General features: G+C 71.1%; 21 protein-coding genes, 1 pseudogene and 1 riboswitch. Of the genes and pseudogenes, 9 read left to right on the forward strand and 13 right to left on the reverse strand.

Annotation, left to right across the window (positions count from 1 at the left end; genetic code table 11):
* Positions 1–841: helix-turn-helix transcriptional regulator (locus FXF51_RS57415; RefSeq protein WP_148443326.1), on the forward strand; the 841-nt coding region annotated here is incomplete at its 5' end.
* 119 nt (positions 842–960) lie between these two features.
* Here the strand turns inward: FXF51_RS57415 and FXF51_RS57420 are convergent.
* Both FXF51_RS57420 and FXF51_RS57425 read right to left on the reverse strand, forming a co-directional pair.
* Entirely contained in the window at positions 961–1380 is a 420-nt protein-coding gene (locus FXF51_RS57420) for an SRPBCC family protein (RefSeq protein ID WP_148443327.1), read from the reverse strand.
* Positions 1381–1432: 52 nt separating this feature from the next.
* On the reverse strand, positions 1433–1768 hold the full coding sequence (locus FXF51_RS57425) for a VOC family protein (protein WP_148443328.1): 336 nt from the start codon (positions 1766–1768) through the stop codon (positions 1433–1435).
* An 88-nt stretch (positions 1769–1856) separates the two neighbouring features.
* On the opposite strand from FXF51_RS57425, the gene FXF51_RS57430 reads away from it, so the two are divergent.
* On the forward strand, positions 1857–2489 hold the full coding sequence (locus FXF51_RS57430) for a CGNR zinc finger domain-containing protein (protein ID WP_262380583.1): 633 nt from the start codon (positions 1857–1859) through the stop codon (positions 2487–2489).
* A 187-nt stretch (positions 2490–2676) separates the two neighbouring features.
* Here FXF51_RS57430 and FXF51_RS57435 read toward each other — a convergent pair whose 3' ends face one another.
* Positions 2677–3564: a helix-turn-helix domain-containing protein gene (locus tag FXF51_RS57435; RefSeq protein WP_148443329.1), complete on the reverse strand. Its 888-nt coding sequence runs from the start codon at positions 3562–3564 to the stop codon at positions 2677–2679.
* 150 nt (positions 3565–3714) lie between these two features.
* On the opposite strand from FXF51_RS57435, the gene FXF51_RS57440 reads away from it, so the two are divergent.
* On the forward strand, positions 3715–4413 hold the full coding sequence (locus FXF51_RS57440) for an SDR family oxidoreductase (RefSeq protein WP_262380580.1): 699 nt from the start codon (positions 3715–3717) through the stop codon (positions 4411–4413).
* An 82-nt stretch (positions 4414–4495) separates the two neighbouring features.
* On the opposite strand, the gene FXF51_RS57445 is transcribed toward FXF51_RS57440, so the two are convergent.
* The 8 genes from FXF51_RS57445 to FXF51_RS57480 all read right to left on the reverse strand — a co-directional run bounded on the left by FXF51_RS57445 (position 4496) and on the right by FXF51_RS57480 (position 14472).
* Positions 4496–5467 (reverse strand): endonuclease/exonuclease/phosphatase family protein, encoded by a 972-nt coding sequence (locus FXF51_RS57445; protein WP_148443331.1) that lies wholly within the window; start codon positions 5465–5467, stop codon positions 4496–4498.
* Positions 5468–5493: 26 nt separating this feature from the next.
* Complete coding sequence (locus FXF51_RS57450) at positions 5494–6735, reverse strand: Gfo/Idh/MocA family protein (RefSeq protein ID WP_148443332.1); 1242 nt, start codon at positions 6733–6735, stop codon at positions 5494–5496.
* Between the two features lie 10 nt (positions 6736–6745).
* Entirely contained in the window at positions 6746–7930 is a 1185-nt protein-coding gene (locus tag FXF51_RS57455; RefSeq protein ID WP_148443333.1) for an ROK family transcriptional regulator, read from the reverse strand.
* A 48-nt stretch (positions 7931–7978) separates the two neighbouring features.
* Positions 7979–8797 (reverse strand): carbohydrate ABC transporter permease, encoded by an 819-nt coding sequence (locus FXF51_RS57460; protein WP_148443334.1) that lies wholly within the window; start codon positions 8795–8797, stop codon positions 7979–7981.
* Positions 8794–9669: a carbohydrate ABC transporter permease gene (locus FXF51_RS57465; protein ID WP_222871955.1), complete on the reverse strand. Its 876-nt coding sequence runs from the start codon at positions 9667–9669 to the stop codon at positions 8794–8796. The genes FXF51_RS57460 and FXF51_RS57465 overlap by 4 nt, the downstream gene beginning before the upstream one ends.
* Positions 9666–10931: an extracellular solute-binding protein gene (locus FXF51_RS57470; RefSeq protein WP_148443335.1), complete on the reverse strand. Its 1266-nt coding sequence runs from the start codon at positions 10929–10931 to the stop codon at positions 9666–9668. Before FXF51_RS57470 ends, FXF51_RS57465 begins: the two co-directional genes overlap by 4 nt.
* Before the next feature lie 181 nt (positions 10932–11112).
* Positions 11113–11622, reverse strand: coding sequence for a recombinase family protein (locus FXF51_RS57475; RefSeq protein ID WP_222871956.1), 510 nt, complete (start codon positions 11620–11622; stop codon positions 11113–11115).
* Positions 11623–11718: 96 nt separating this feature from the next.
* The gene (locus tag FXF51_RS57480) at positions 11719–14472 is read right to left on the reverse strand and encodes an ATP-binding protein (protein WP_148443336.1); all 2754 of its coding nucleotides are present in this window, start codon (positions 14470–14472) and stop codon (positions 11719–11721) included.
* Positions 14473–14539: 67 nt separating this feature from the next.
* Between FXF51_RS57480 and FXF51_RS57485 the strand changes: the two genes are divergently transcribed.
* The 3 genes from FXF51_RS57485 to FXF51_RS57495 all read left to right on the forward strand — a co-directional run bounded on the left by FXF51_RS57485 (position 14540) and on the right by FXF51_RS57495 (position 17486).
* Positions 14540–15763, forward strand: coding sequence for a GNAT family N-acetyltransferase (locus FXF51_RS57485; RefSeq protein WP_148443337.1), 1224 nt, complete (start codon positions 14540–14542; stop codon positions 15761–15763).
* 33 nt (positions 15764–15796) lie between these two features.
* On the forward strand, positions 15797–16738 hold the full coding sequence (locus tag FXF51_RS57490) for an aminoglycoside phosphotransferase family protein (RefSeq protein WP_148443338.1): 942 nt from the start codon (positions 15797–15799) through the stop codon (positions 16736–16738).
* 214 nt (positions 16739–16952) lie between these two features.
* Entirely contained in the window at positions 16953–17486 is a 534-nt protein-coding gene (locus FXF51_RS57495; RefSeq protein ID WP_187415153.1) for a nucleotide triphosphate diphosphatase NUDT15, read from the forward strand.
* Between the two features lie 117 nt (positions 17487–17603).
* Here the strand turns inward: FXF51_RS57495 and FXF51_RS57500 are convergent, their stop codons facing one another.
* A complete protein-coding gene (locus FXF51_RS57500; protein ID WP_148443340.1) occupies positions 17604–18272 on the reverse strand; it encodes a 50S ribosomal protein L11 methyltransferase in 669 nt (222 codons plus the stop codon).
* A 6-nt stretch (positions 18273–18278) separates the two neighbouring features.
* Entirely contained in the window at positions 18279–18896 is a 618-nt protein-coding gene (locus FXF51_RS57505) for a GNAT family N-acetyltransferase (RefSeq protein WP_148443341.1), read from the reverse strand.
* Between the two features lie 6 nt (positions 18897–18902).
* Positions 18903–18999: riboswitch (SAM riboswitch) on the reverse strand.
* An 819-nt stretch (positions 19000–19818) separates the two neighbouring features.
* Here FXF51_RS57505 and FXF51_RS63615 point away from each other — a divergent pair.
* The 3 genes and pseudogenes from FXF51_RS63615 to FXF51_RS57525 form a co-directional block, all read left to right on the forward strand.
* Positions 19819–20133: pseudogene (locus FXF51_RS63615) on the forward strand (MOSC N-terminal beta barrel domain-containing protein); the annotation flags it as partial.
* A 154-nt stretch (positions 20134–20287) separates the two neighbouring features.
* The gene (locus FXF51_RS63620) at positions 20288–20557 is read left to right on the forward strand and encodes an MOSC domain-containing protein (protein WP_316247683.1); all 270 of its coding nucleotides are present in this window, start codon (positions 20288–20290) and stop codon (positions 20555–20557) included.
* 402 nt (positions 20558–20959) lie between these two features.
* Positions 20960–22162, forward strand: coding sequence for an ABC transporter substrate-binding protein (locus FXF51_RS57525; protein ID WP_222871957.1), 1203 nt, complete (start codon positions 20960–20962; stop codon positions 22160–22162).
* Positions 22163–22468: the final 306 nt, after the last annotated feature.

The raw sequence follows: 22468 nt of genomic DNA on the forward strand, positions 1-22468 counted from the left end.
CCCGGTGCTGGCCACCCGCGGTTCCGCCGGCGGCTATCGGCTCGGCGCCGGTGCCGTGCTGCCGCCGTTGCTGCTCGACGACGAGGAGGCGGTCGCCGTCACCGTCGGCCTGCGGACCGCGACCGGTGGCGCCATCGCGGGGATCGAGGAGGCGTCGTTGCGGGCGCTGGCGAAGCTGGAGCAGGTGCTTCCGTCCCGGTTGCGGCGCCGGGTCAACACCCTGCAGGCCTACACGGTGCCGGTGCCCCGCGGCGACGCCGGCCCCAGCGTCGACCCGGCGGTCCTGACCGCCTTGAGCGCGGTCTGCCGCGACCGGGAGCGGCTCCGCTTCGACTATCACGACCACGCCGGCGCGGCCACCGTACGCACGGTCGAGCCGTACCGGCTCGTCATCTGGGGCCGCCGCTGGTACCTGCTGGCCTGGGACGTCGAGCGGGACGACTGGCGCACCTTCCGTGTCGACCGGATCCGGCCCCGCACCCCGACCGGCCCCCGCTTCACCCCACGGGACCTGCCCGACGACGACGTCGCCGCGTACGTGTCAGGCCGGGTGTCCGCCGCCGCCTGGCGCTACCGGACACAGGTCACCGTGCACGCGCCGGCCGAGGTCATCGCCGATCGGATCGGCCCGGCGGCAGGTACGGTCGAACGCCTCGACGACCGTACCTGCGTCCTGCACACCGGCGCCGACACGATCGAGACCCTCGCCGTCCACTTGGGTCTGCTCGATGCGGACTTCGACGTCACCGGGCCGCCGGAACTCCTCACGCACCTGCACCGTCTCGCCCACCGATACCTCCGCACGATCACCTCGTCTGCACCAGGTGATCGGACCGGGTGAGCGCCCGCCGCAGCCTGACCGCAACACCGCCGGAGCAGGCAGGAGCCGCTTGCCGCCGAATGGTGGGGCAGCCCTGCCCGGTCACGGGGAGGACCGCGACCAGCAATGACGCGGCCGGCCTAGCCGAGGTGCTCGCTGGAGGACTCCACCGTCTGCTTGAAGATGTTCAGGCCGTGGTCCATCCCGGCGCCCATCGGGATGGCGAGGTCGTCCGGTCGCACGTCGTGGATCCAGACGAACCGGCTGCGGCCGTCCTCGTGCGGGAAGACCTGCATCGAGGCGTTGTCGTGTGCCGGCTGCATGGTGCCGCCGATGACCGAGAAGACGAGCCGGCGCGGCTCGTCGTCGAGCGCGATGAGCCGCTCCCGCAGCACCATGCCGTCGGCGAATGTGACGACCCTGACGTCTGGTTCGTCGAGCCGGCTGCCGGTGACGAAGCCCGGCGCCATCCGGACGGGCCCGTCGGTGAAGTCGCTGATGATCGCCCACACGGCCGCGGGGTCGGCATCGATGATGATCTCTTTGTGCACGGAGGCCATGTCTGTCTCTTCTGTAGTGGTGGGAATTGGTGTCGCGCGGTGGCGAGTGCGTCTAGGCGGCGACGACGCAGAAGTGGTTGCCCTCGGGGTCGGCCAGCACGACCCAGCCGTCGAAGCGCCGCACTTCACTCGCGCCAAGGGCCCGGATCCGGCCGACCTCGCCTGCCAGGTCATCAGTGGACAGGTCCAGGTGCAGCCGGTTCTTGCCCTCCCGGCCCTCGGGCACGGCCTGCAGGGACAGGCCCACGCCGCTCTTGTTCGTGTCCTCCAGGTAGGTGGCGCCTTCGTCCGAGGACGCGACCTGGTATCCGGTGACCGCCTGCCAGAAGGCGGTGCTGCCGGCCAGGTCGTTCGTGTCGATGCAGATGTTGCCGATGCTGATGCTCATCAGCGACCCTTCCTGATCTAACTGACGTAGCGGTTACGCCAGTTAGGTAACCTACCATCGCCGATAGCCGGATAGGCTGCGAGACGTGATGGATGAGCGTGCCACCGATCCCGTGCCGGACAACCTCGAGGCCGGGACAGCGCCGATGCCGCTGCGCGTGATCGAGGAGTTCGTCAACACCCGCCGCCGCGACGGCGACGAGATCGCAACCCCGCAGCAGCTTGCGACCTGGTTGCACGCCCGCGGCCTCATGCCGGCCGGCACGGTGGTGAACGCCGAGCAGCGCGACCGTGCCGAACGCATCCGCGAGGGACTTCGCGCACTGATCGCCGAGAACAACACCGAGCCGGTCTCCAGCCCGCGCCCGGACGGCCTCAACCCCGCCGCCCGCGCCGAACTCGCCGACCTCACCCGCGACTTCCCGCTGATGCTCGACGTGACCGTTTCCCCGCCCCGGCTGGTCGCCCGCGCCCGGATGCCGGTGGAGGCGGCGCTGGCCGGGCTCCTCGTCGTCGTGGCCGAGGCCGTGGCGGAAGGCACGTGGACACGGCTGAAGGCCTGCCGGGAGCCAAGCTGCCGATGGGCCTACTACGACCACTCCCGCAACCGGCGCCGGACCTGGTGCTCCATGGACATCTGCGGCAACCGCGCCAAAGCTCGCGCCTCTCACCACCGCAAGTCCGCCGCGCCCTTGACCGCGGACCAGCCGACGAACCGATGACCCCGCGCCGTCGGCCCGCCGGCCTCGCTCCGTCGGGACAGGCGCGGGGTTCGCGATCACGCAGAGTGTCCCCGCGTTCTCGCATGTGGACGTCGGCCCGTCGCTGCTGGAGGGCTATCACCCGCTCCCGCCTTGGGCGGGTATGCCGCTATCAGGCGATGGCCGTGCGCCGCAGGAAGGCCTGACGTCAGGTGCGGCGCTGCGACGCGGCCGGCTGGGTGGCGGCCAGGCTGGCCAGGAGCTTGAGCCGCTCTTCTGAGGTGCTGCCCGGTTCTGCGGTGTAGATGGTCAGGCCGTACACCGTCCGGCTGGACACGGGCAGGTCGAGCGACTGGTAGGCCAGCTCCAGGTCGCCGGCCTGCGGATGCCACAGCCGCTTGTCGCCGTCATGGCGGATCCGCACGTCGTGGGCGGCCCACTGGGTGCGGAACTCGGTGCTGAGCGTGGACAGCTCGCCGACGAGGTCGCGCAGGGCCCGGTCGTGGGGCTCGCGCCCGGCCTCGGCGCGCAGCAGCGCGGCGCTGACGGCGGCGGCCTCGTCCCAGTCGACGAAGAACCGCTGGGAGTCCGGGTCGAGGAAGACGTAGCGGGCGAGGTTGGCGCGGCCGTGCCGAGCGGTGACCGGGCTGTCGAAGACCGGCGCGAGCACGGCCCGGGCCAGCGCGTTGCAGGTGACGATGTCGGTGCGGCCGTTGCGCACCCACGCCGCCGACATCGTCATGGAGTCCAGCAGCCACTGCACCCGCGGCGGGACCTGGACGTCCCTGCGGCGCGAAGGCGCGCGGCGGGCGGCGTGGGCCAGGTCGAACAGGTAGGTGCGTTCGTCCTGGTCCAGGCGCAGGGCCTGGGCCACCGCGTCGAGCACCTCTGGTGAGACGCCGCTGATGTGGCCCTTCTCCAGCCGCGTGTACCACTCGGTGCTCACCCCGGCCAGCACCGCGACCTCCTCGCGGCGCAGCCCGGGGACCCGGCGCCGGCCGCCGGCGGGCAGCCCGACCTGCTCCGGGGTGAGCTTGGCGCGCCGGGTGGCGAGGAAGTCCCGGATCTGGGCACGGTTGTCGGGCCGGTCGTCCATGCCTTCCACGGTAGCGGCCAGGTTCGCGCAGGTGGCGGTGGCAGAGGGGTTGAGCTTGTCCCCCCTATGAACGCGCTCTGCCTCGTGCGCGGCCGGGCGGGTTTCCTGGGATCGCCAACAGCAGCACCTCCGACATCCAGGAGTATGAGCATGACCGGCAAGACCGTACTGATCACCGGCGCGACCAGCGGCATCGGCGCCCACACCGCGCGGCTGCTCCTCGGCCGCGGCCACCGCGTGGCCGTCACCGGCCGCGACGAGAGCAGGCTCAAGTCCTTCCTCGACGAGACCGGCCACCCCGACCGGCTGCTCGGCATCATCGCCGACGCCGCCGACTGGCCGGCCACCCAGGCCGCCGTGACCCGCACCGCGGAACACTTCGGCGCCCTGCACGCCGCGGTGGCCAACGCCGGGTTCGTCCCCGCCGACCACCCGCGCACCATCGCCGACGGCGACCCGCGACTGTGGGCGCCCATGGTCCTGACCAACGTTCTCGGCCCTGCCCTGCTGGCCAACGCCGTCCTGCCTCACCTGGAGGCGACGGGCGGGCGGCTGGTGCTCATCGGCAGTGTCGCCGGGCTGAAGAACAGCGCGGCCAACCTGTACTCCGCCACCAAGTGGGCCGTCACCGGCATGGCCGAGAACCTGCGGATGTACGCCACCAGCCGCGGCGTCGGCGTCACCCTCGTCAACCCCGGCATGACCGACACCGCCTTCTGGCAAGGCGGCGTCCCGCCCTTCGCCATGTCCCCCGAGCCCGTCGCCGAGGCCATCTGCTTCGCCCTCGGCCAGCCGGCCGGTGCCGACCTCAACACGCTGACCATCCGGCCGATCGGCCAGCCCGTCTGAGGCGCGCATCACGATCCCGGTCGAGTTCCCGCCGCAGGGGGACGGGCCGCGTCTCGTCCCCCTGCTTGTCAGGAAGTGCCGCTCAGTGTTCCCAGGCGGCGGCGCCCCGCAGGAGGTGATGGTCAGACAGGTCGCCCGCGCAGGCCGCCGCGTCGCCACGCACGGTCGTGAACCAGTAGTAGCTCAGGAAGATGTAGTCGATCTTCCCGGGGTGGGTGACGTTGGGCGAGCACGGCTTCTTGGCCGTCGCCTCGCCGGACCGGCACCGGTCCTGGCTCGGGGCGCAGCCGTTCACGAAGAAGCTCTTGTCGTTCTCGTCGACCTCCTGGAACACCCCCCGGCCGCCCGAATGGTTGTAGAGCGGGTCGAGGGCGGCCTCGTGGGGCAGCACGTTGAAGTCGCCGGCCAGCACCACCGGGTCCCCCATGGCGGCGAACTCCCTGGTGAGGGTCGCTACGTGGGCGATCTGGCGGCTGCCGAGAGCGCCCGGGGCGATGTGGGTGTTGCACGCGCGGACCAGGCGGCCGGTGATCGGAGCCCGCGCGCACAACATGATGCGGTTCTCGATCGTGCCGGAGGGGTCGGTCTCCGGGAGGGGGTAGACGACGCGGCTGCCGTTGTTGATCGTCTGCGCGGCTCCCTTGGCGAAGATCACCAGGCCGAAGCGGAGGTCGGCGTCCGGGTTGTCGGGGTCCCATCGGCCGCACCCCGGCGCGGTGCGGGTCGCCGCCCAGATCGAGTCGTACTTCGGCCCGTTCGTACGGCTCTGCAGGTGGTTGCGCAGCGTGGTCCACTGCAGGTAGCAGACCTCCTGCAGCATCACGAGGTCGGCGTCCCAGTAGTCCATGGCTCTGACGACCATGTCCCGCCAGGCCGCCGGTGACTTGCCGTAGATCGGCGGGCAGTGGCTCGCGGCGCCGCACACGTTGTAGCTGAGGAACCTGGGCCGCGGCCAGCCGGCGGGGTCGGCGGTGTCCGCGTGCGCGGGCACCGGCCCGAGGAGCAGGGGTAAGGCGAAGAGCGTCGAGAGCAGCGCCCTGAGGGTCGCTCGCATCGGCGGGGTCCTTTCATGAGGGGTGTCTATTCCACGGTGATGACCTGGCCGGTGAGCCTGGCCCGTTCGGCGGCGAAGACCGCGAGGTGTGAGGAGAGGGATTCGGCCGGCCCTGAGCGGACCTGGGAGCGGTCGCCGGTGGCGACCGCGCGGACGAAGGCGGCCATGAGCCGCTCGTCGCCGCCCGCGTGGCCGCCGCCCGCCGTGGGGTCGCCGCCCGCGGCCACCGCGATGGTCGAGGACTCGCCCGTGCGGAAGTCCTTGACCTCGACGTGCTCGCCGTCGCAGCTCAGCTCGCCATGGGTGCCGAAGATCCGGGTGGTGCGGTGCCCGCCGGTGGTGAAGGCGGTCATCGTGAACGTGCCGGTGGCTCCTCCTTCGAACTCCATGGCGACGACCTGGTGATCGACGACGTCGTTGTCGCAGTCGTAGACGCACCTGCCGTACGGGCCGTGCCGCAGCGCGCCGGTGAGCGCCTCTTCGGTGAACGTGGAGGTGACCACGCTCAGCGGCCAGCCGTGCCGGCCCTGGTGGAGCCGGTCGAAGTAGAGCCTTCTGGCGGAGTACGGGCACCGCGGCTCGACGGCGCAGTCGAGGCAGCGCGTGGCCGCCCCCTCGGGCCGGTTCTCCGGCCGGAAGTGCTTGAGCCCGCCGAAGCCGGTGACCTTGCGGATGGGCCGGCCCACGACGTACTGCAGCCAGTCGAGGTCGTGGCTGGACTTGGCCAGCAGCATGAACGTGGACTGGTCGGTGCGGCGCCAGTTGCCCCGCACGTAGGAGTGCGCCTGATGCCAGAAGCCGACGGGTTCGAGGTGCTGGACGGAGACGATCTCCCCGATCTGCCCGGATTCGACGACGGCTCTGACGGCATCGGTGTAGGGCGCGTACCGCAGGACGTGACAGACGGCGAAGATCACTCCGGCCTTCTCCACGGCGGCCACGATGTCCCGGCACTCGGCCTCGGTCGGCGCCAGCGGCTTCTCCACCAGCAGGTGGCAGCCGAGGTCCGCGAAGGCCGTGGCGGGCTCGGCGTGCTCGGCGTCCTGGGTCGCGATCACGACGGCGTCGGCGATCCTCCCCGCGTCCGCGAGCTGCCTCCAGCCGGGGAAGATCCGGGCGCCGCTCTGGCGGGCCAGCGGCAGCGCCCGCTCCCGCGACGGGTCGGCGACGGCCACGATCCGCACCTGTCCGGGATGCGCCAGCGCCCACCGGGCGTACGCGGTGCCGCGGTCTCCGGCCCCGACGATGGCCAACGACACGGGTGTCATGCTTCTCCGCTCAGGTGTTGAGGTTGTTCAGCAGGGAGCTCTCGACGCTGTCCAGCGCGGTTCTGAGCGCTCCCACGGTGACGGCGCGGTCGCCCAGCGCCGACACCTTCAGTTGCGGCGGCAGCGAGGTCATCTGCGGCAGCCTGCGCCGGATCGGCTCGGCGATCTGCTCGCCCGCCGCGGCCACGCCGCCGCCGATGACGATCAGTTCGGGGTTCAGCAGCAGGGCCAGCGTGCCGACGGCCCTGGCGATGCGGCCGAGGATCTGTTCGAGGACCTGCTGAGCCTCCGCGTCGCCGTCGCGGGCGGCGGCCATCAGGAGCGCGGCGTCGCCGGTCAGGTCGCCGGAGAAGCCGGGCTGGCCGGTGTGCTCGCGGAGCCTGGCCACGACCTCCTTGCCGACGCTGCCGGCCAGCGCGCCGATGCCCTCCGCGCCCGGGGTGTGCTCCAGCAGGCTGAGGAACGCCATTTCGCCGGCGCCACCGTCGTGCCCGCGGAAGACCTGGCCGCCCGAGACGATCCCGGCGCCGAGCCGTTCGCCGGCCAGCACGTAGATCACGTCCGCGCTCGCGGTGGCGATGCCGCGCCACCGCTCGCCGACCACGGCGAGGTTGGCGTCGTTGTCGGCCAGGACGGGCGCGTCGAAGGAGCGTCCCAGCTCGGTCCTGAGGTTGAGTCCCGTCCACTCGGGCAGCACGTCGCAGACCAGCACCACCCCTGTGCGGGGGTCCACGACGCCGGGCGTGGCCGCGCTCGCGGCCAGCACGGCGGCCCGCTCGACGCCGGCCTTCCTCAGCGCGGCCGTGACGGTCCGCCGCACTCCGTCCAGCCGCGCCTTGCGGCCGAGCTCCTGGCCGAGCGGCCGCACCTCGGTGCTCAGCACGGTGCCCCGCAGGTCGGCCACCGCGACATTGCACTTGTGCACCCCGATGTCGATGCCGACGACGTGGCCCCGTTCCGCCCTGAACCGGACGAGCCTGGCCGGCCGGCCCCGCCGTCCGGGCGTGTCGTCCTCCGTCTCGGCGATGAGCCCGATCCGCCGCAGGTCCTCGATCACCGCGTCCACCGTCGGACGGGACAGGCGTGCCGCCTCGGCCAGTTCGCCGAGCCGGATCGCGTCGACGTCCCGCAGCACGTTGAGCACCGTCTCGGCGTTCAGGCGGCGAAGCAGGGGAGCGGTGGCGGAAGAGGTCATGGGGCTGTCCTCGCTAAGATGACGAAGGAACCGGCGTGTCGCATGGTGTCACCCCTTCACGGCGCCGGAGGTGAGCCCGGCGACGATGCGGCGTTGGGCGAGCAGGACCAGGACCACGACGGGCACGGTGACCAGGAGGGCGGCCGCGGCGATGGCGCCGTACGGCTGCTGGAACTCCGAGTCGCCGGTGAAGAAGGCCAGCGCTGCGGGCACCGTGCGGGAGGATTCGGTCGAGGTGAGCGAGATCGCGAACAGGAACTCGCCCCAGCAGGCGATGAACGTGAGCAGGAACGTGGTGACCACCCCGGGCGCCGCGACGGGCAGGATCACCCGGAGCAGCGCCTGGAGCCGGGTCGCCCCGTCCACCTGCGCGGACTCCTCCAGATCCGCCGGGATCGTACGGAAGAAGGCGGTCAGCAACCAGATCGCCAGCGGCAGCGAGAAGGAGACGTACGGGATGATGAGGCCGAGCCAGGTGTCGAACAGGCCGAGCTCCGTCCACAGCGTGAACAGCGGGCCCACCAGCGCGATCGCGGGGAACATGGTCAGGCTCAGCGCCACCGCGAGCACCGCCCGGCTGCCGCGGAAGCGCAGGCGGGCGATCGCGTACGCCGCGACGGCGCCGACGGCGACCGAGGCGGTCGTGGCGATGAGGGAGATGCCCACCGAGTTGGCCAGCGCGCTGGTGAACATCGGCTTGGTGAACAGCCCGGTGTAGTTGTCCAGCGTGGGGGAGTCGGGCAGGAACCGGCCGTCGTTCTGGAGCGTCGCCGGCTTCAGCGACAGGCTCACCACCCACACGAGCGGCACCAGCGTCCAGACCGCGACCAGGGCGGTGACCAGGACGTCGAAGATCCTGCGCCTCATCGGGGGCCTCCCAGCTCGGACCTGAACGCCCTGACGAAGCAGGACGCGATCAGCGCGACGCAGCCGAACAGCAGCACCGAGACGGCCGAGCCGAGACCGACCTCCAGGTCCCGGATCAGGAAGCGGTAACTCAGGAACGACAGCGTCTCCGTCCCGACCGCGCCCTGCGTCTGGATGTAGACGGTGTCGAAGATGCGGAAGGCGTCCAGGGTGCGGAAGAGCAGGGCGACCATGATGGCCGGGCGCACGCACGGGACCGTGATCCGCCAGAAGCGCTGCCAGGCGCCGGCGCCGTCCACCTTGGCCGCCTCGTACACCTCGCCGGGGACGGTGACCAGCCCGGCCAGCAGCATCAGCGCCATGAACGGGGTCGTCTTCCAGACCTCGGTCAGCACGATCACCGTGTACGCCGACCAGGTCTCACCCAGCCAGTTGAAGTCGCCGCCGACGAACCCCACCGACGGCTGGAAGGCGAAGCGGAAGGCGAACGCCGAGACCACCGTCAGCACCGCGTACGGCACGAGCACGACCGTGCGCAGCAGGTGCCGCCCCCACATGACCTTGTGCATGGCCAGCGCGAGCGCGAACCCCAGCGTGAACTCCAGGCCCACGCTGGTCACGGTCAGGACGGCCGTCGCGGCGAGATCCCGCCACCAGTCCTGGCCGGACAGGACCGCACCGTAGTTGTCCAGCCCCGCGAACGCGCGCTCGTCCGGCGCGCTGAGCGAGTACCGCTCCAGTGACAGCCCCGCGGTCCGCAGGACCGGCACCAGGGTCACCGCCATCATGAGCAGCAGGGCCGGGCCGGCCATGAGCCAGCCCAGCCGCTGCTCCGCGCGGGCCCGGCTCACCGCCCCGACCGCTCGCTTCACTGCCCCACTGCCTCGGCGACCGCGGCCTGCGCCTTGGCCGCGGTGCCGGGCGACACGGACGCGGGCGGGTGGAAGGCCGTCTGGATCGCGGTGGACAGGGCGTTGTACTTGCGCACCATCGGCCGCGGCGCCGCCTCGGCGATCGAGTCCCGCATGACGTCGGCGAACGGGAACTTCGCGCGCACCTCGGCGTCGTCGTAGACGGCGGCGCGGGCGGCCGGGATGCCGGCCCCCATCATGAAGCCCTTCTGCGCCTTCGCCGAGGTCAGGCAGGCGACCGCGGCGAAGGCGGCCTCGCGCTGAGCCTCGGGGGTGCCGGCGCCCACGGCGACGTTGGAGCCGCCGAGCGGAGGGGCGCTGGGCAGATCGGCCGTCACCCTCGGGTAACGGGCCCAGCCGTAGTCGTCGAAGACCTTCTTGAACGCGGGCTCCTTCCCGGCGCGTTCGGCTGCCGCGGCGTAGACGTAGCCCCAGTTCGTCATGAACGAGGCCTCGCCCTGCTCGAAGGCCGCGCGCATGGTCTCCTCGTCGAGCGTGCTCATGGCCTTCAGCGCCGCCGGTCCCGACGCCAGCGAGCCGATCACCGTGGCCGCGGCCCGGCCGGCGTCGCTGTCGAGGCCCGGCTTGCCCGTGGCGTCGACGATCTGGCCGCCGGCCGAGGCCACGAGCGCGTTGATGAAGACCGTGTAGCCCTCGTACCGGTTGCCGGGGGCGGCGACCCCGCGTTCGCCCTCGGGCAGGCCGCCGGCCGCGGTCAGGAGCTGCTCCCAGGTCAGCTCGCCCTTGGCCGGGTCGATCCCCGCCTCGGCGGCACGCGACTTGCGGTACCAGAGCAGTTGCGAGCCGGACAGCAGGGGCGCGGCGTACAGCTTGTCCTGCCATGTCGCCGACTTCAGCGCGCCGCTCAGCGTGCCGTCCTTGACCGTCGCCGCGGTGGGGGCGGGAAGCGGCAGGATCCAGCCGGCCTCGGCGAACTCGGCCGTCCAGACCACGTCCATGGTGATGAGGTTGACCGACCTGTCCTTGGCCGACAGCCGCCGGACGAGCTGCTCGCGCTGCTTGTCCGAGCCGTCGGGCAGGGTCTCGACCTTGATCGTGTACTTGCCGTCGCCCGTGCAGGCGGCGACGGCGGCCTGCGTGGGCGTCTCGGCGTTCGGGCCTTGCCACCAGGTGAGGGTGGCAGGGCCGTCGCTCTCGGCGGCGCACGCGGCGAGGGGCAGGACGGTGAGCGCCGCCGTGGCCAGCCGAAGCAGATTCTTCATGGGAGTCCTTGGGGGGACGACGTTTTTTCAGCGTCATTTATTAATTGAGTCGGAACAATAGGAGGAGCGGAAGCCGACGTCAAGGCATGGGTGTGCGCTCACCTACGGCACAGGCCGGTCCTGCGGGGGCTTGCGGCTGAGGCGAGAACACCTATGATCGCTCGGAGTGTGGCCTCGGGGGTCAGAGAGATTTGGAACGGGATCCGGCGTTAGCGGGGTTCCCGCTGGTCAGCAGGGGCACCGACTCGCCTGCCGAGCGAGGTTGGCAAACGCCGGATTCCGTTCCATCGCCCAGCGGGTCGTGGCAACGGATAACGGAGGTCAGGGACGGGTTCTCGCCCTTGCGCCTGCCGGTGGGGATGATCAGGTCCGTGCGGATGTCTTCGACGCGTTCTCCGGCGGCTTTACGTCGCAGCACGGTGTGCAGCATGTCGTCGGTGATCACAGGCGGGCGGCCGCCGTGCTTGCCCTTGCGGGCGGCGGCGTCCAAGCCCTCCAGGGTGGCTTCGCGGATGGCTTCGCGTTCGGTTTCGGCCATGGCGGCGAAGAACGCGAACAGCATCCGGCCCGGCCCGGCCGGGTCGTAGATGCCGGCCAGCGGTCCGGCGAGCATCTCCAACACTAGGCCGTGGGCGGTCAGGTGGTCGGCCAGGGCGGTGAGTTCGGCGGCGTCGCGGCCCAGCCGCTTCATCTCATAGACGGTCAGGACGACCCGGCAGTGCGGGGCGTGCGCCTGATCTGCCGGGCCAGCGCGAGCGCGGCCTCGAACTGGGGGCTAACCATCGAGCTAAAGGGGGGAGGCCCCGGCCAGCCCTTCGCGGAAGGCGATGGCCGTCGCCTCGGTGCGGGTCGCCGCGCCCAGTTTCGTCAGGATGTGGGAGACGTGCACGCCCGCCGTACTCGGTGAGATGTGCAGCCGGGCGGCGATCTGCCGATTGCTCAGGCCCTCGGCGATCAACCTGAGCACTTCACGCTCACGCTCGGTGAGCCCATCGTGCCCCGGCCGGGGCCGTCCGAGCAGGGCGATCTCGCGGGCCAGCGGTGCGGCGCCCAGCTCTTCGGCCAGCCGTGCGGCTTCCCTCAAGCGTACGGACGCTGCGGGGCGGTCGCCTGCGGCCAGCGCGGCCCGCGCGCCGTGGAGCAGGGTCAACGCCAGCTCGTACGGCTGTCGCAACTCCCGCCAGGCCGCCGCGGCGTCCTCCCAGCCGTCATCCTTGATCAGCGCGCCCAGCATGACCTGCCAGGCCCGGTCGAGCGGTCCGTCCACGCCGAGCGCGGCGTCGGCCGCGGACAGCTCTGCCTGTCGTTGCTCCACCCGTTCGCGCAGGTCCTCGCCGTCGCCGTGCGCGAGCCTGGCCCGCTGCGCCAGCGCGCCGGCGACCAGGACAGGCCGGGCGTCGCTGCTGTAGATCCGGGTGAGCGCCGGATCGGCCAGCGCCCGCTCCACCAGCAGGTCGGCCCTGTCGTGGTCGCCCTGGGCGACCGCGAGCAGGCAGAGCAGCCGATAACGGAAGAACATGACTCCATGGGCGGGGTGCTCCACCTCCGCCGCGGCCTCTGCCGCCCCGGCCAGATCCCCGCGCAGCAACGCCAGGTATCCGGCGAGCGCGCGCAGCGCCTGGCGCGGCAGGGGCGGCGGGTCCTCCTGCAGGCTCTCGCGCAGGACGGCGGACGCCTCGTCCCACCGCCCCGCCAGGATCAGGCTGTGCCCGGCGAAACGCGCGAGGTCAGCGCCCCGGCTGCGGCCCAGCCCGTACCGGCGGGCATGGCGAATGCCGCTCATGGCCGCCTCGACGGCGCGGTGATGGTCACCGGCCTTGGTGTGCAGGGTGGCCTCGTACATGGGCACGGTCATCAGCAGGTCGTGGCCGTCGAGCCGCTCGGCCAGCGCGCGGGCCTGCGCCAGCATGCCGAGGTCACGCGTCAGGGACCCGACGCCCAGCAGCCCACGGACGGTGACCGTGGCATCGCCGGTGCGCCTGCCGATGGCCAGCGCCTCCTCGAACGACTCACGAGCCCTGTCCACCTCGGGCAGCAGGCCCATGGCCAGCACGCCGAGCAGCCGCCCCCGCCGGTTGCCGTCGAGGCCGGCGGGCAGCAGGTCCAGCGCCCGCTCCCAGTCACAGACGCCGGTCCCGTTCAGCCGGTGCTGCAACCGGCCCCGGTGCTCCAGCAGTTGGGCGGCCCGCTCGGGCTCGCGCCGCTCGTCCACCTCAGCCAGCCCCGCACTGGCGTACTCGATCCCGCGAGCGTACTCGCCGCTGAGCATGCAGGCCTCGGCCGCGTCGGTCAGGACGTCGATCCTGTCGGCGCCCAGCTCCGCGCGCGGATCCCACAGCTCCAGGACCTGGTCGAGCAGGCGTACCTGCTCCCCGTAGGCATAGGACCTGCGCGCCTGGCCCGCGGCCAGGTACGCGGCCGGCAGGGCCAGGCCGCGATTCCCCGCGGCGTAGGCGTGCGCGGCCAGCTCCGCAGGCGAGCCGCGATCGCGCAAGGCCTCCGCGTAACGCGCGTGCAGACGCGACCGCTCTCCGGGCAGCAAATCCTCATACACCGCCTGCCGGATCAGCGCATGGCGAAAGTCGTAGCCGTCTCCTGCCGTGACGAGCAGGCTGCGGTCGACGAGCTCGCGCAGCAGGGCGTCCAGCGCGGGTCCGTCCTGCCCGGCCACCTGCGCCAGCAGCCGGTGGCCGACCCGGCCGCCTGCCACCGACGTGAGATTCAGCAGCTCGCGAGCGGCCGGGCCCGTAAGCGACCGTGGGCCGTACAGCAGCAGGTCGCGCAAGCTGTCCGGGGTCCGCTCGCCTGCGCGGGCCAGCGCCTCGACGAACAGCGGGTTGCCGTCGCTGCGCTCATGAACACGGCGTACGGCGGCCACGTCCGGCTCGGCGCCGAGGATCGCGGCCAGCTGACGGCCCACGCCCTGCCGATCCAGGCGCTCCAGCCGCAGCGTGATGGTACGCGAGCGGCGGGCGAGCTCGGACAGCAGCGGCCCGTCGCTCGTCTCCTGCGGCCGATAGGTGATCGCCAGGAGCACGCCGGGCTGGGTCAAGTTCCTGGCCAGGAAGCCGAGCAGCTCACGGGTGGCGGCATCGGCCCAGTGCAGATCCTCTATCGAGACGACCAGCGGCCGGTCCGCGGCCACCCGCTCGACCAGCGTCAGGACCTCCTCATACAGCCGGTGCTTGCCGCCCTCCGCGTCACTCGCCTCGCCCAGCTCGGGAAACCAGCGGCCCAGCTGGCGGTAGGGCCCAGGCAGCACTCCTTCGACACGAATCAGCCTGCGCAGCACCGCCACGAACGGCGCGTACGGCAGGCCGTCACCGCCCAGCTCCGCGCAGCCGCCCTCCACCACCCGCACACCAGGACCAAGAGACCGCGCGAACTCGGCCAGCAGCCGCGACTTGCCGATCCCGGCCTCCCCGGCCACCAGCACCACCGCGGGCCCCTGCTCGACAGCCGCGTCCATCGCCGCCGCCAGCGCCGCCAACTCCTCGTCCCGGCCGATGAACACCGGGCTCACCACGCGCTCCGCCACCACCGCGCCAGCATATAAATACACAGATCACCCGATGTGCGCGCCCTGTTTACCCGGCCAGTCTCGAAGCATGACAGCGACCCACCCCCTGCGGACCATCCGCGCCGACGAACTCGACGCGTGGGTTCACATGATCACCACGACCTACGGACAGGAGTGGCATGAGGGCGGTCTGAGAAACGCCGCCGTCTCCATCGAGCCCGGACGCACGCTCGCCGCCTACGACGGCGCCGGCATCGTCGGCGGCGCCTCGATCTACGGCCGCGTCATGACGATCCCCGGCGCGGCCGTCCCCGTCGCCGGCATCACACTCGTCGCGGTCCTGCCCACCCACCGGCGCCGCGGCATCCTCACCGCGATGATGCGCAAGCAGCTCACCGACCTGTACGAGTCAGGCGGCGAGCCGATCGCCGCGCTCAACGCCGCCGAGGCCACGATCTACAGCCGCTTCGGGTACGGCGTCGCCAGCCACGTCGCCGAGATCCAGGCGGACAAGAGGTTCATGGTCCTGCGGCCCGGCACCGATCTCGGCGACGGCACGATCCGCCTGCTCGGCCGCGAGGAGGCCCGGCCGCTGCTGGAGAAGGTCTACGACACCGCCCGACGCAGCGGGGTCGGCTGGGTCGACCGTACCGACAAGTTCTGGGAGGCCAGGCTGGCCGACGGTGAGCGCGTGCGCGACGGCGGGACGGCACTGCGCTTCGCCGTCCACACAGAGCCCGGCGGCGAGGTCACCGGCTACGCCCTCTACCGCTCCATGCCGCGGCTGGTGCAGGTCATCGAGGTCGCGGCCACCACCAGGCAGTCGTACGCCGCCCTGTGGCGCTACCTCATCGACCTCGACGCCCACGCCGAACTCGCCTACGACGGCGCCGTCGACGAACCGCTCAAGCACCTGCTGACCGACCCGCGCGCGGCCCGCACCACCGTGCTCGACAACCTCTGGGTACGCCTGGTCGACCTCGGCCGAGCGCTGGCGGCCCGCCGCTACTCAGCTCCCCTGGATCTGGTCCTGGAGGTGCAGGACACCTTCTGCCCGTGGAACGCCGGACGCCACCGCCTGCGGGCCGACGGCGACTCCGTCACCTGCGAACGCACCCAGGCCCGGCCCGACCTGCGGCTGACCTCCACCGAACTGGGCGCGGCCTACCTGGGCGGCACCACCCTGGCGTCCCTGGCGGCCGTGGGCCGGGTCGAGGAACTGCGCCCCGGGGCCGTCCGCGCCGCCTCGCTCGCCTTCCGCGGCGAGCGCGAGCCCTTCCACCCCTCGGGCTGGGCCTTCCCTGCCTTCTGACGGACGCGTTTCGGAACCAAGAACGGAATCTCCATGCAGCAAGCGAATGCGCCTGTCGTCTCCGCTCCTCCCGATGGGCGCGCAGGTATCACCGCGGACCTGGTACGCCAGCTGATCGCGGCCCAGTTTCCCCAATGGGAGGACCTGCCGATCGCCCCGGTACCCGTGGACGGCCACGACAACCGGACCTACCGGCTGGGGACGAGCATGACGGTCCGCCTGCCGACGGCCGAGGGCTACGTGCCCGCGGTGGAGAAGGAGAGCCGGTGGTTACCGCGGCTGGCGCCGCACCTGCCGGTCGCCGTCCCGCCGATCCTGGCCACCGGCGAGCCCGGCGAGGGCTACCCCTACCCCTGGTCGGTGCGCGGCTGGCTGGAGGGCGAGACCGCCCATCCGTCGCGCATCGACGACATGCCGGCGTTCGCCGTACAGGTGGCGGAGTTCCTCCTGGCGTTGCAGCGATGCGAGGCGACCGGCGGACCACCGGGGGGCGCGCACAGCTTCCACCGCGGCGCCCCGCTGGCCCACTACGACGCGGAGACCCGCCGGTGCCTGATCGCGCTGGAGGACCACCTCGACACCGGGGCGGCCGCCGAGGTGTGGCAGGCGGCCCTCGACTCGGACTGGACGGGGACCCCGGTGTGGTTCCACGGCGACCTGGCCGAGGGAAACATGCTGGTCGCCGATGGCAGGCTCACCGCCGTGATCGACTTCGGCACCTGCGGGGTCGGGGACCCGGCCTGTGACCTGGTGATCGCCTGGGGGATGTTCACCGGCGAGGCCCGGGATGCCTTCCGCGCGGCGTTCGGGGGCGACCGCGGCATGTGGGCGCGGGCCCGGGGATGGCTGTTGTGGAAGTCCCTGCTCGTGCTGACCTGGACCCTCGGCTCCGCATCCGTATCCGATCAGAAGACGGCTGCCGAGTGCCGGCGCATCATCACCGACCTCCTGTCCGACCACCGTCGGCTGGCATGAACACCACGATGTCCGGCCGGAAGCCGGGACAGCCGGAATCGTAGGTCACATGTGCGCCTCAGCAGGCAAGCCGGTGAACGAATGACCGGACGAAGGGCGGCCGCACCGCCGAGCGTGAACATCGTTCGGCGCTTCGGGGGCGTCCTCGGCCAAATGGGCGGCCGGAGGGGTGGTCAGGCTCGGCCCTGACATCCCCACGCCTACCATGAGCTTCATGGCGATCAGTGGACGGATGATCGGTGTGGGAGTGATCCTCACCGGGTGGGATGGGCGGATCCTGCTGGGTGAACGAGTGAAGGCCGGCGAGCCGCCGTCGTGGTGCCTGCCCGGCGGAGCGGTGGAGCCGGATGAGAGCTTCGAGGCGGCCGCCACGCGGGAACTGCGCGAGGAGACCGGCATCGGCGACGCGAGCCCGCCCCGCGTCACCGCCGTCGCCCTGGACCACCACGTCGGCGTGGTGCGAGTGACGGCGGCCGTGACCATGCGGCGCGGAGCGGCACAGCCCTCGGTGACGGAGCCGCACGTGTTCCGGTCGTGGCGGTGGTTCGCCACAAACGACCTGCCGTCGCCGCTGTTCCCGGCGACGGCCCACCTCCTGAACGGCTCCTACGCCGAGCACTACGCCCTGGCCGGCCGACGGTGGCAAGGGGCGTCATCGGTCCTCGCGGGTGCGTTGGAGGGCTGGGCGGAGGCGTCCGGCGGGGACGTCGAACGCTGCGAAGCCTGTTCGCCATTGACGCAGCATTAGCCGCTGAGCAGCCTGAACTCTCAAAAACCCAAGATGACCACTCCGGCCACACCGCTTGACCGCGTCGATGTCCTGGTGGCCGCTTGTGAAGCGATCGTCAGAAAGCCGTCCGGAAGGTCAGGGGGCCACCAGATGCCCGGAGGGCAGACGCGTCCGGGTGAACTCCCATATGTTGACGCGTCCACGCAGGCTGGGCAGGACGCTGCGCCAGGCCGGGTCGAAGAGCAAGTCGAGGTGGGCGAGGAGGTGGGGCTCGGTCCAGCTCGGGTCGCGCAACGCGGTTGAATCGAGAACGGCCGCCGCGGTGGTCCGTACCCTTCCGGCGCTGGAGTGAGCGAGGATCAGCCGAATGGCGTCCAGGCCGTCCAGGCCGCCGCCGTTGTGTAGATGACGCTGATCCGGCGGGACGTCGGGCAGCAGCGCGGCGGGACGTTGCGGCGGATTGACGGCCAGCAGCTGCGCGTTCATCGGGGCGAGCAGACGCCAGTCGGCCTCCCAGAGGGTGAGCCGCTCGCGAGCCTCGTGACCGAGGAGCTTGACGACGTTGCGGGCGGTGTCGGCGAGTGCGGCCCCATCCTGGTCCTGAGCGATCACGTGCCGGGCTCCGGCGGTCAGGGCGGCGAGAGTAACCAGGCCGGCCCCGCATCCCGCGTCCACGACGACCTGGTCCCGGGTGTCGTCCATGGTGGAGGCGAGGAAGGCGGAGAAGGTCGACGGCCGGTGCACGCCCGGGCTCGCTCGCAGCTCGCGCCCCACGTTGCCCCAGTGTTCAAGGGAGGACCGCATGATCGCTTACCGGCAGCCGGCGGCGCTGAGACGGGCGCGCAACACCGCTCGCACCGTCGGCCATTCGGCGGTGGTCACGGCGAACATGGCCGAATCGCGGAGCCGCCCTTCCTCGCCGGGCGCCCAAGACATGGACCAGGAGCGCAGGACGCCCTCGAACGGGATGCCGAGCCGCTGGAGCGCGTGACGGCACCGCAGGTTGCGGGCGTCGGTCTTCAGGTCGACGCGGGCGACGCCGAGCGTCTCGAACGCATACGTCATCAGCAGCAGCTTGGCCTCGGCGTTGATCCCGGTGCCCTGCGCCGAGGCGGCGAGCCAGGTGAAACCGATCTCGATCGCCCGTACACCCGGGCGGTCCGGCCAGGTGCGGGGATCCCACAGCGCGGTACAACCCACCGTCCTGCCGTCGGCGACCCGGACCTGCCCGAACGGGGTAGCTCCCTCGCGCGTGAGCTGCGCCGCCACATAGTCCTTCATCCCGTACGCGCTGGGCACCAGGGTGAAGCCGTAGGACGAGCGATCCTCCTCGGCGGCCTCCGCCAGGTCCGTCACGTGCCGCATCGCCAGCGGCTCCAGCCGCACCAGATCACCGGTCAACGAAGGAACATCAAACCGCGTGCTCATCGAGACTCCTCATCGTTCCTGGCATTGGCACCTTTCCCGGCTTTCGCCGGGGAGGTTGCCGGACCGTCGCAGGGCCAGGTCCCTCAAGTCCTCTGGATGATTAACGGATCGGGATCTTGCCAGGTCGGGACGTATTCCGTCAACCGGCACCCGGTGTCGGTCGATCGTTCGTCTTGAGGTGCCGGTCAAGGCGAGGTGTGGCCGGAGCTTGAATCGCGGGGAGCGTCAGCCGGTTGCCCCGTCCGGGTGTACTTCCCCAGCGGCAGGCTGACGCCACTGCCGAGGGATCGCAGCGCACAGGCGCAGTCGTGGTCTTGGCGATGTTGAGCCGTCACCAGCGGCATCCGACCTTTCTAACAAGGGTCAGTGGGTACGGCGGCGGAGCGCCAGGACTCGGGGATCTTGGCGATGGCCTCAGCGCCGGGTTTGACGTAGCGCAGGGCGGTGCGGGGGTTCTTGTGCCGAGTCTTGCCCGTGATGAGCTGCTACCGCAGACGTCGTGCGGCGGGCCGACATGGGTGCCACGCCGAAGATCACCGCTCTTCGCGGCGGGCACGTCACGCTCGCCGCGGCCGCCGACGCCTTCCTGGCCACCTCGCGCACCACCAACCCCAATACCCATCGTGCCTCGGCCATCGAGCGGCTCGATGTACCGGATAACGTGCGGGAGTCGCACACAGCCCCGCCAAGGGGGTTCTGCTGGTCGCCGCGCGTTTCCGCTGTCCCTCGATGCCGCCGCGACGCTTCGTATTCCCGGACGATGGTCTCCGGCTCATGACCACCACCTCCAGGGTGGCACCATTTCACTCATGGTCGTGGTCAGGGGACAGGACGGGGCGGTCGGCGGAATATGACCGATTATTGTCATATTGAACCGATTTGTGTGGTTGACGGCAGATCGATGATCCTAAAGTTTTCCCGCATGGGAACACCATCGAGACCGGCAACAACAAATATCAGCAGGCTGATCACCTATCCGGTCAAGGGTTGTGCTGGAGTCTCACTGGATGAGGCGATGGTGACCAGGGCGGGTCTTGCGCATGACCGCAGCTTCATGGTGATCGACACGGACGGGGTGTTCCGTAGTCAAAGACGGGATCCCCGGCTGGCGGTCATCCATCCCGCCATCGACGGTGACGGCGACTGGCTCATCCTGCGCGCTCCCGGCGCCGACATCTTGCGCCTGGATGTCGATCAGCGCTCGACCCGCCGGGAGGTGAACCTGTTCGGCACGCGTTACATGGGAATCGATCAAGGAGAGAACGCTGCCGATTGGTTGTCAGATGTGCTGGGCGTGCCCAGCAGGCTGGTGCGAGTGCCACCGGAGCACCCCCGGGCCGCCCCTGCCCATGTCCAGGTTCCGGCCGAACATCGTGATCGACGGGTGGGAGATGCCCCACCTGGAGGATCGGATGCGCCATCTCACACTGGGCAGCGCCGAATTGGGTTACACCAAACTCGCCATCCGGTGCGCCGTCACGATGGTCGATCAACTCAGCGGCACCAAGGCAGGCCCTGAACCACTACGCACCCTGGCCGGCTATCGGAGAGCAGCACAAGACGGCGTCGCGTTCGGTGCCAAGTTCTCCGTCATCTGCCCGGGAAAGGTCACCATTGGCGATGAAGTGGTGATTCGCTCTTGGGGCGACCCGGAGCTCTGACCTGTGGCGCACAAGAACGGATTCACCAGCGCCAGGCCCCTGCGCGACTCCGGCACGTCATCCGGCCGGCCCTGGTCATCCGCGACACCGGCGGCGACGACCTCGCCCGCGAGGAATCCCTCGGCGACCTGCTCAGCTTCCAGGACATCACCGCGCAGTTCCTCCGCGCCCAAGGGCTGCGCCCGCACCCTGCTGGAGGTCCTGCTGCTGCACCGGCACATGGACGGCGAGCACGTCGTCGCCGGACTCGCCGCCGCGTTGCCGGCCGGAGCACTGACCGCTGATGCGGTCGCGGGTTATCCACAAATAGCTCTTAATGGGCCCCGCGCGCAGCGCGCCCCGCATCCGCTATCACCCCACCCCATTGAATACACAGTGGAATGACCTAGATACTCTGAGTGCATGATGGGCGGGTTGGCAGCCGGGCAGAACGGGGAGCTGTGCGTGGGAGCGGTCGTTCCGCGTACCGGCAGGCTGGCGCGGCTGGGGGATCCGCTCTCCTTCGCCATGGAGTTCGTGCGGCCCTCCCTGCGTCACGTGGTCAACGCCGGGCGCCGCCATCCCCTCCGGCTCGCCTGGCGCGACAGCCGCTCCGATCCGGTCACCGCCCGCCAGGCGGTGCGGGATCTCGCCCAGCTGGACAAGGCTCAGATCGTGGTGACCATGGCGGGCAGCCAGGTGCTGCCCGCGGTGGCCGACGCGTGTGAGGAGCTCGGCCTGCCGTGCCTGTCCACGACGTTCCCCTGGCAGGGCTTCGTGTACGGGCGCGGCGGCGACCCCTCGCGGCCCTTCCTCTGGACCCACCACTTCGCCTGGGGCCTGGACGACATCGCCGACGTCTTCACCGAGCTGTGGCAGCGCTACAGGCCGCAACCGCGCGTGGGCTGCTTGTGGAACGACGACCTGCAGGGGCGCCTGCTGCGTCATCCCAGCTACGGCTTCCTGCCCCGCGCGCGAGCACGAGGCCACATCGTCACCGACCCCGGCGGCTATCACGAGCCCGCCGACAGTTTCACCGGACACATCCGCCCTTTCCTGGACCAGGACATCGAGGTCGTCACCAGCGCCGCCACAGAGGCCGACCTCACCCTCTTCTGCCGGCAGGCCATCGAGCAGAGGCTACGGCCTGGCCTGATCACCTCCTCACGCTGGCTGGCCTACCCCTGCACGGCCGAGGACAGCGTGCTCGCCCACGCGGGCGTGGCCACCTTGGTCTACTGGTCTCCGCGCCACCCCTACCGCTCCAGCCTGGACGGCACGACGCCCGCGCAACTCGCCGACGCCTACGAACAGCGCACCGGCAACCGATGGCTGCAGCCGCTGGGCCTGGCCCACGCGCTGGTGGAGGTGGCCGCCCACGCCCTGGCCACCGCCGACGATCCCACCTGCCGCCGCTCGGTGGCCACGACCATCGGCCGTACCCGGCTGGACACCATCGCCGGCACGCTCGACTGGACCACGGGACCGACCCCCAACGTGGCGCCGATGCCGCTGGCCGGCGGCCAGTGGCAGCGGGAACGGCGAGATCACAGCGAGCTGATGATCGTCACCAACACCGGCGTGCCCGAGGTGGCCGTCGAGGCCGACCTCATAGCCGCGCGCTGACCTTGCGTGCGCCTGTCGGCTCCGGTCCCGCCGGTGGCGGCTGTCGGCGTAGGGCGGCACCATCGAATGGGTGCACTGGCAATCGGGCACCGCCCAGCTCCTGCCCCGGCTGCTCCAAGGCCGCACGCGCGGGCCCGTGTTCCTCACCGACCGCCGGGCGCCTGCCTACGTTCCCACGCGTGACACATGCCCGGTCACCGGGCGAGGCCGCCTGTCCTACCCGCGCGCCGAGTACCTGTTCAAGAACACCTCCGCCGAGCTCGACCCGCACGGCGACGGCTGGACCTTGCACCAGCTCCGGCACAG

The sequence above is a fragment of the Nonomuraea sp. PA05 genome, assembly GCF_008086045.1.
GTDB lineage: Bacteria > Actinomycetota > Actinomycetes > Streptosporangiales > Streptosporangiaceae > Nonomuraea > Nonomuraea monospora.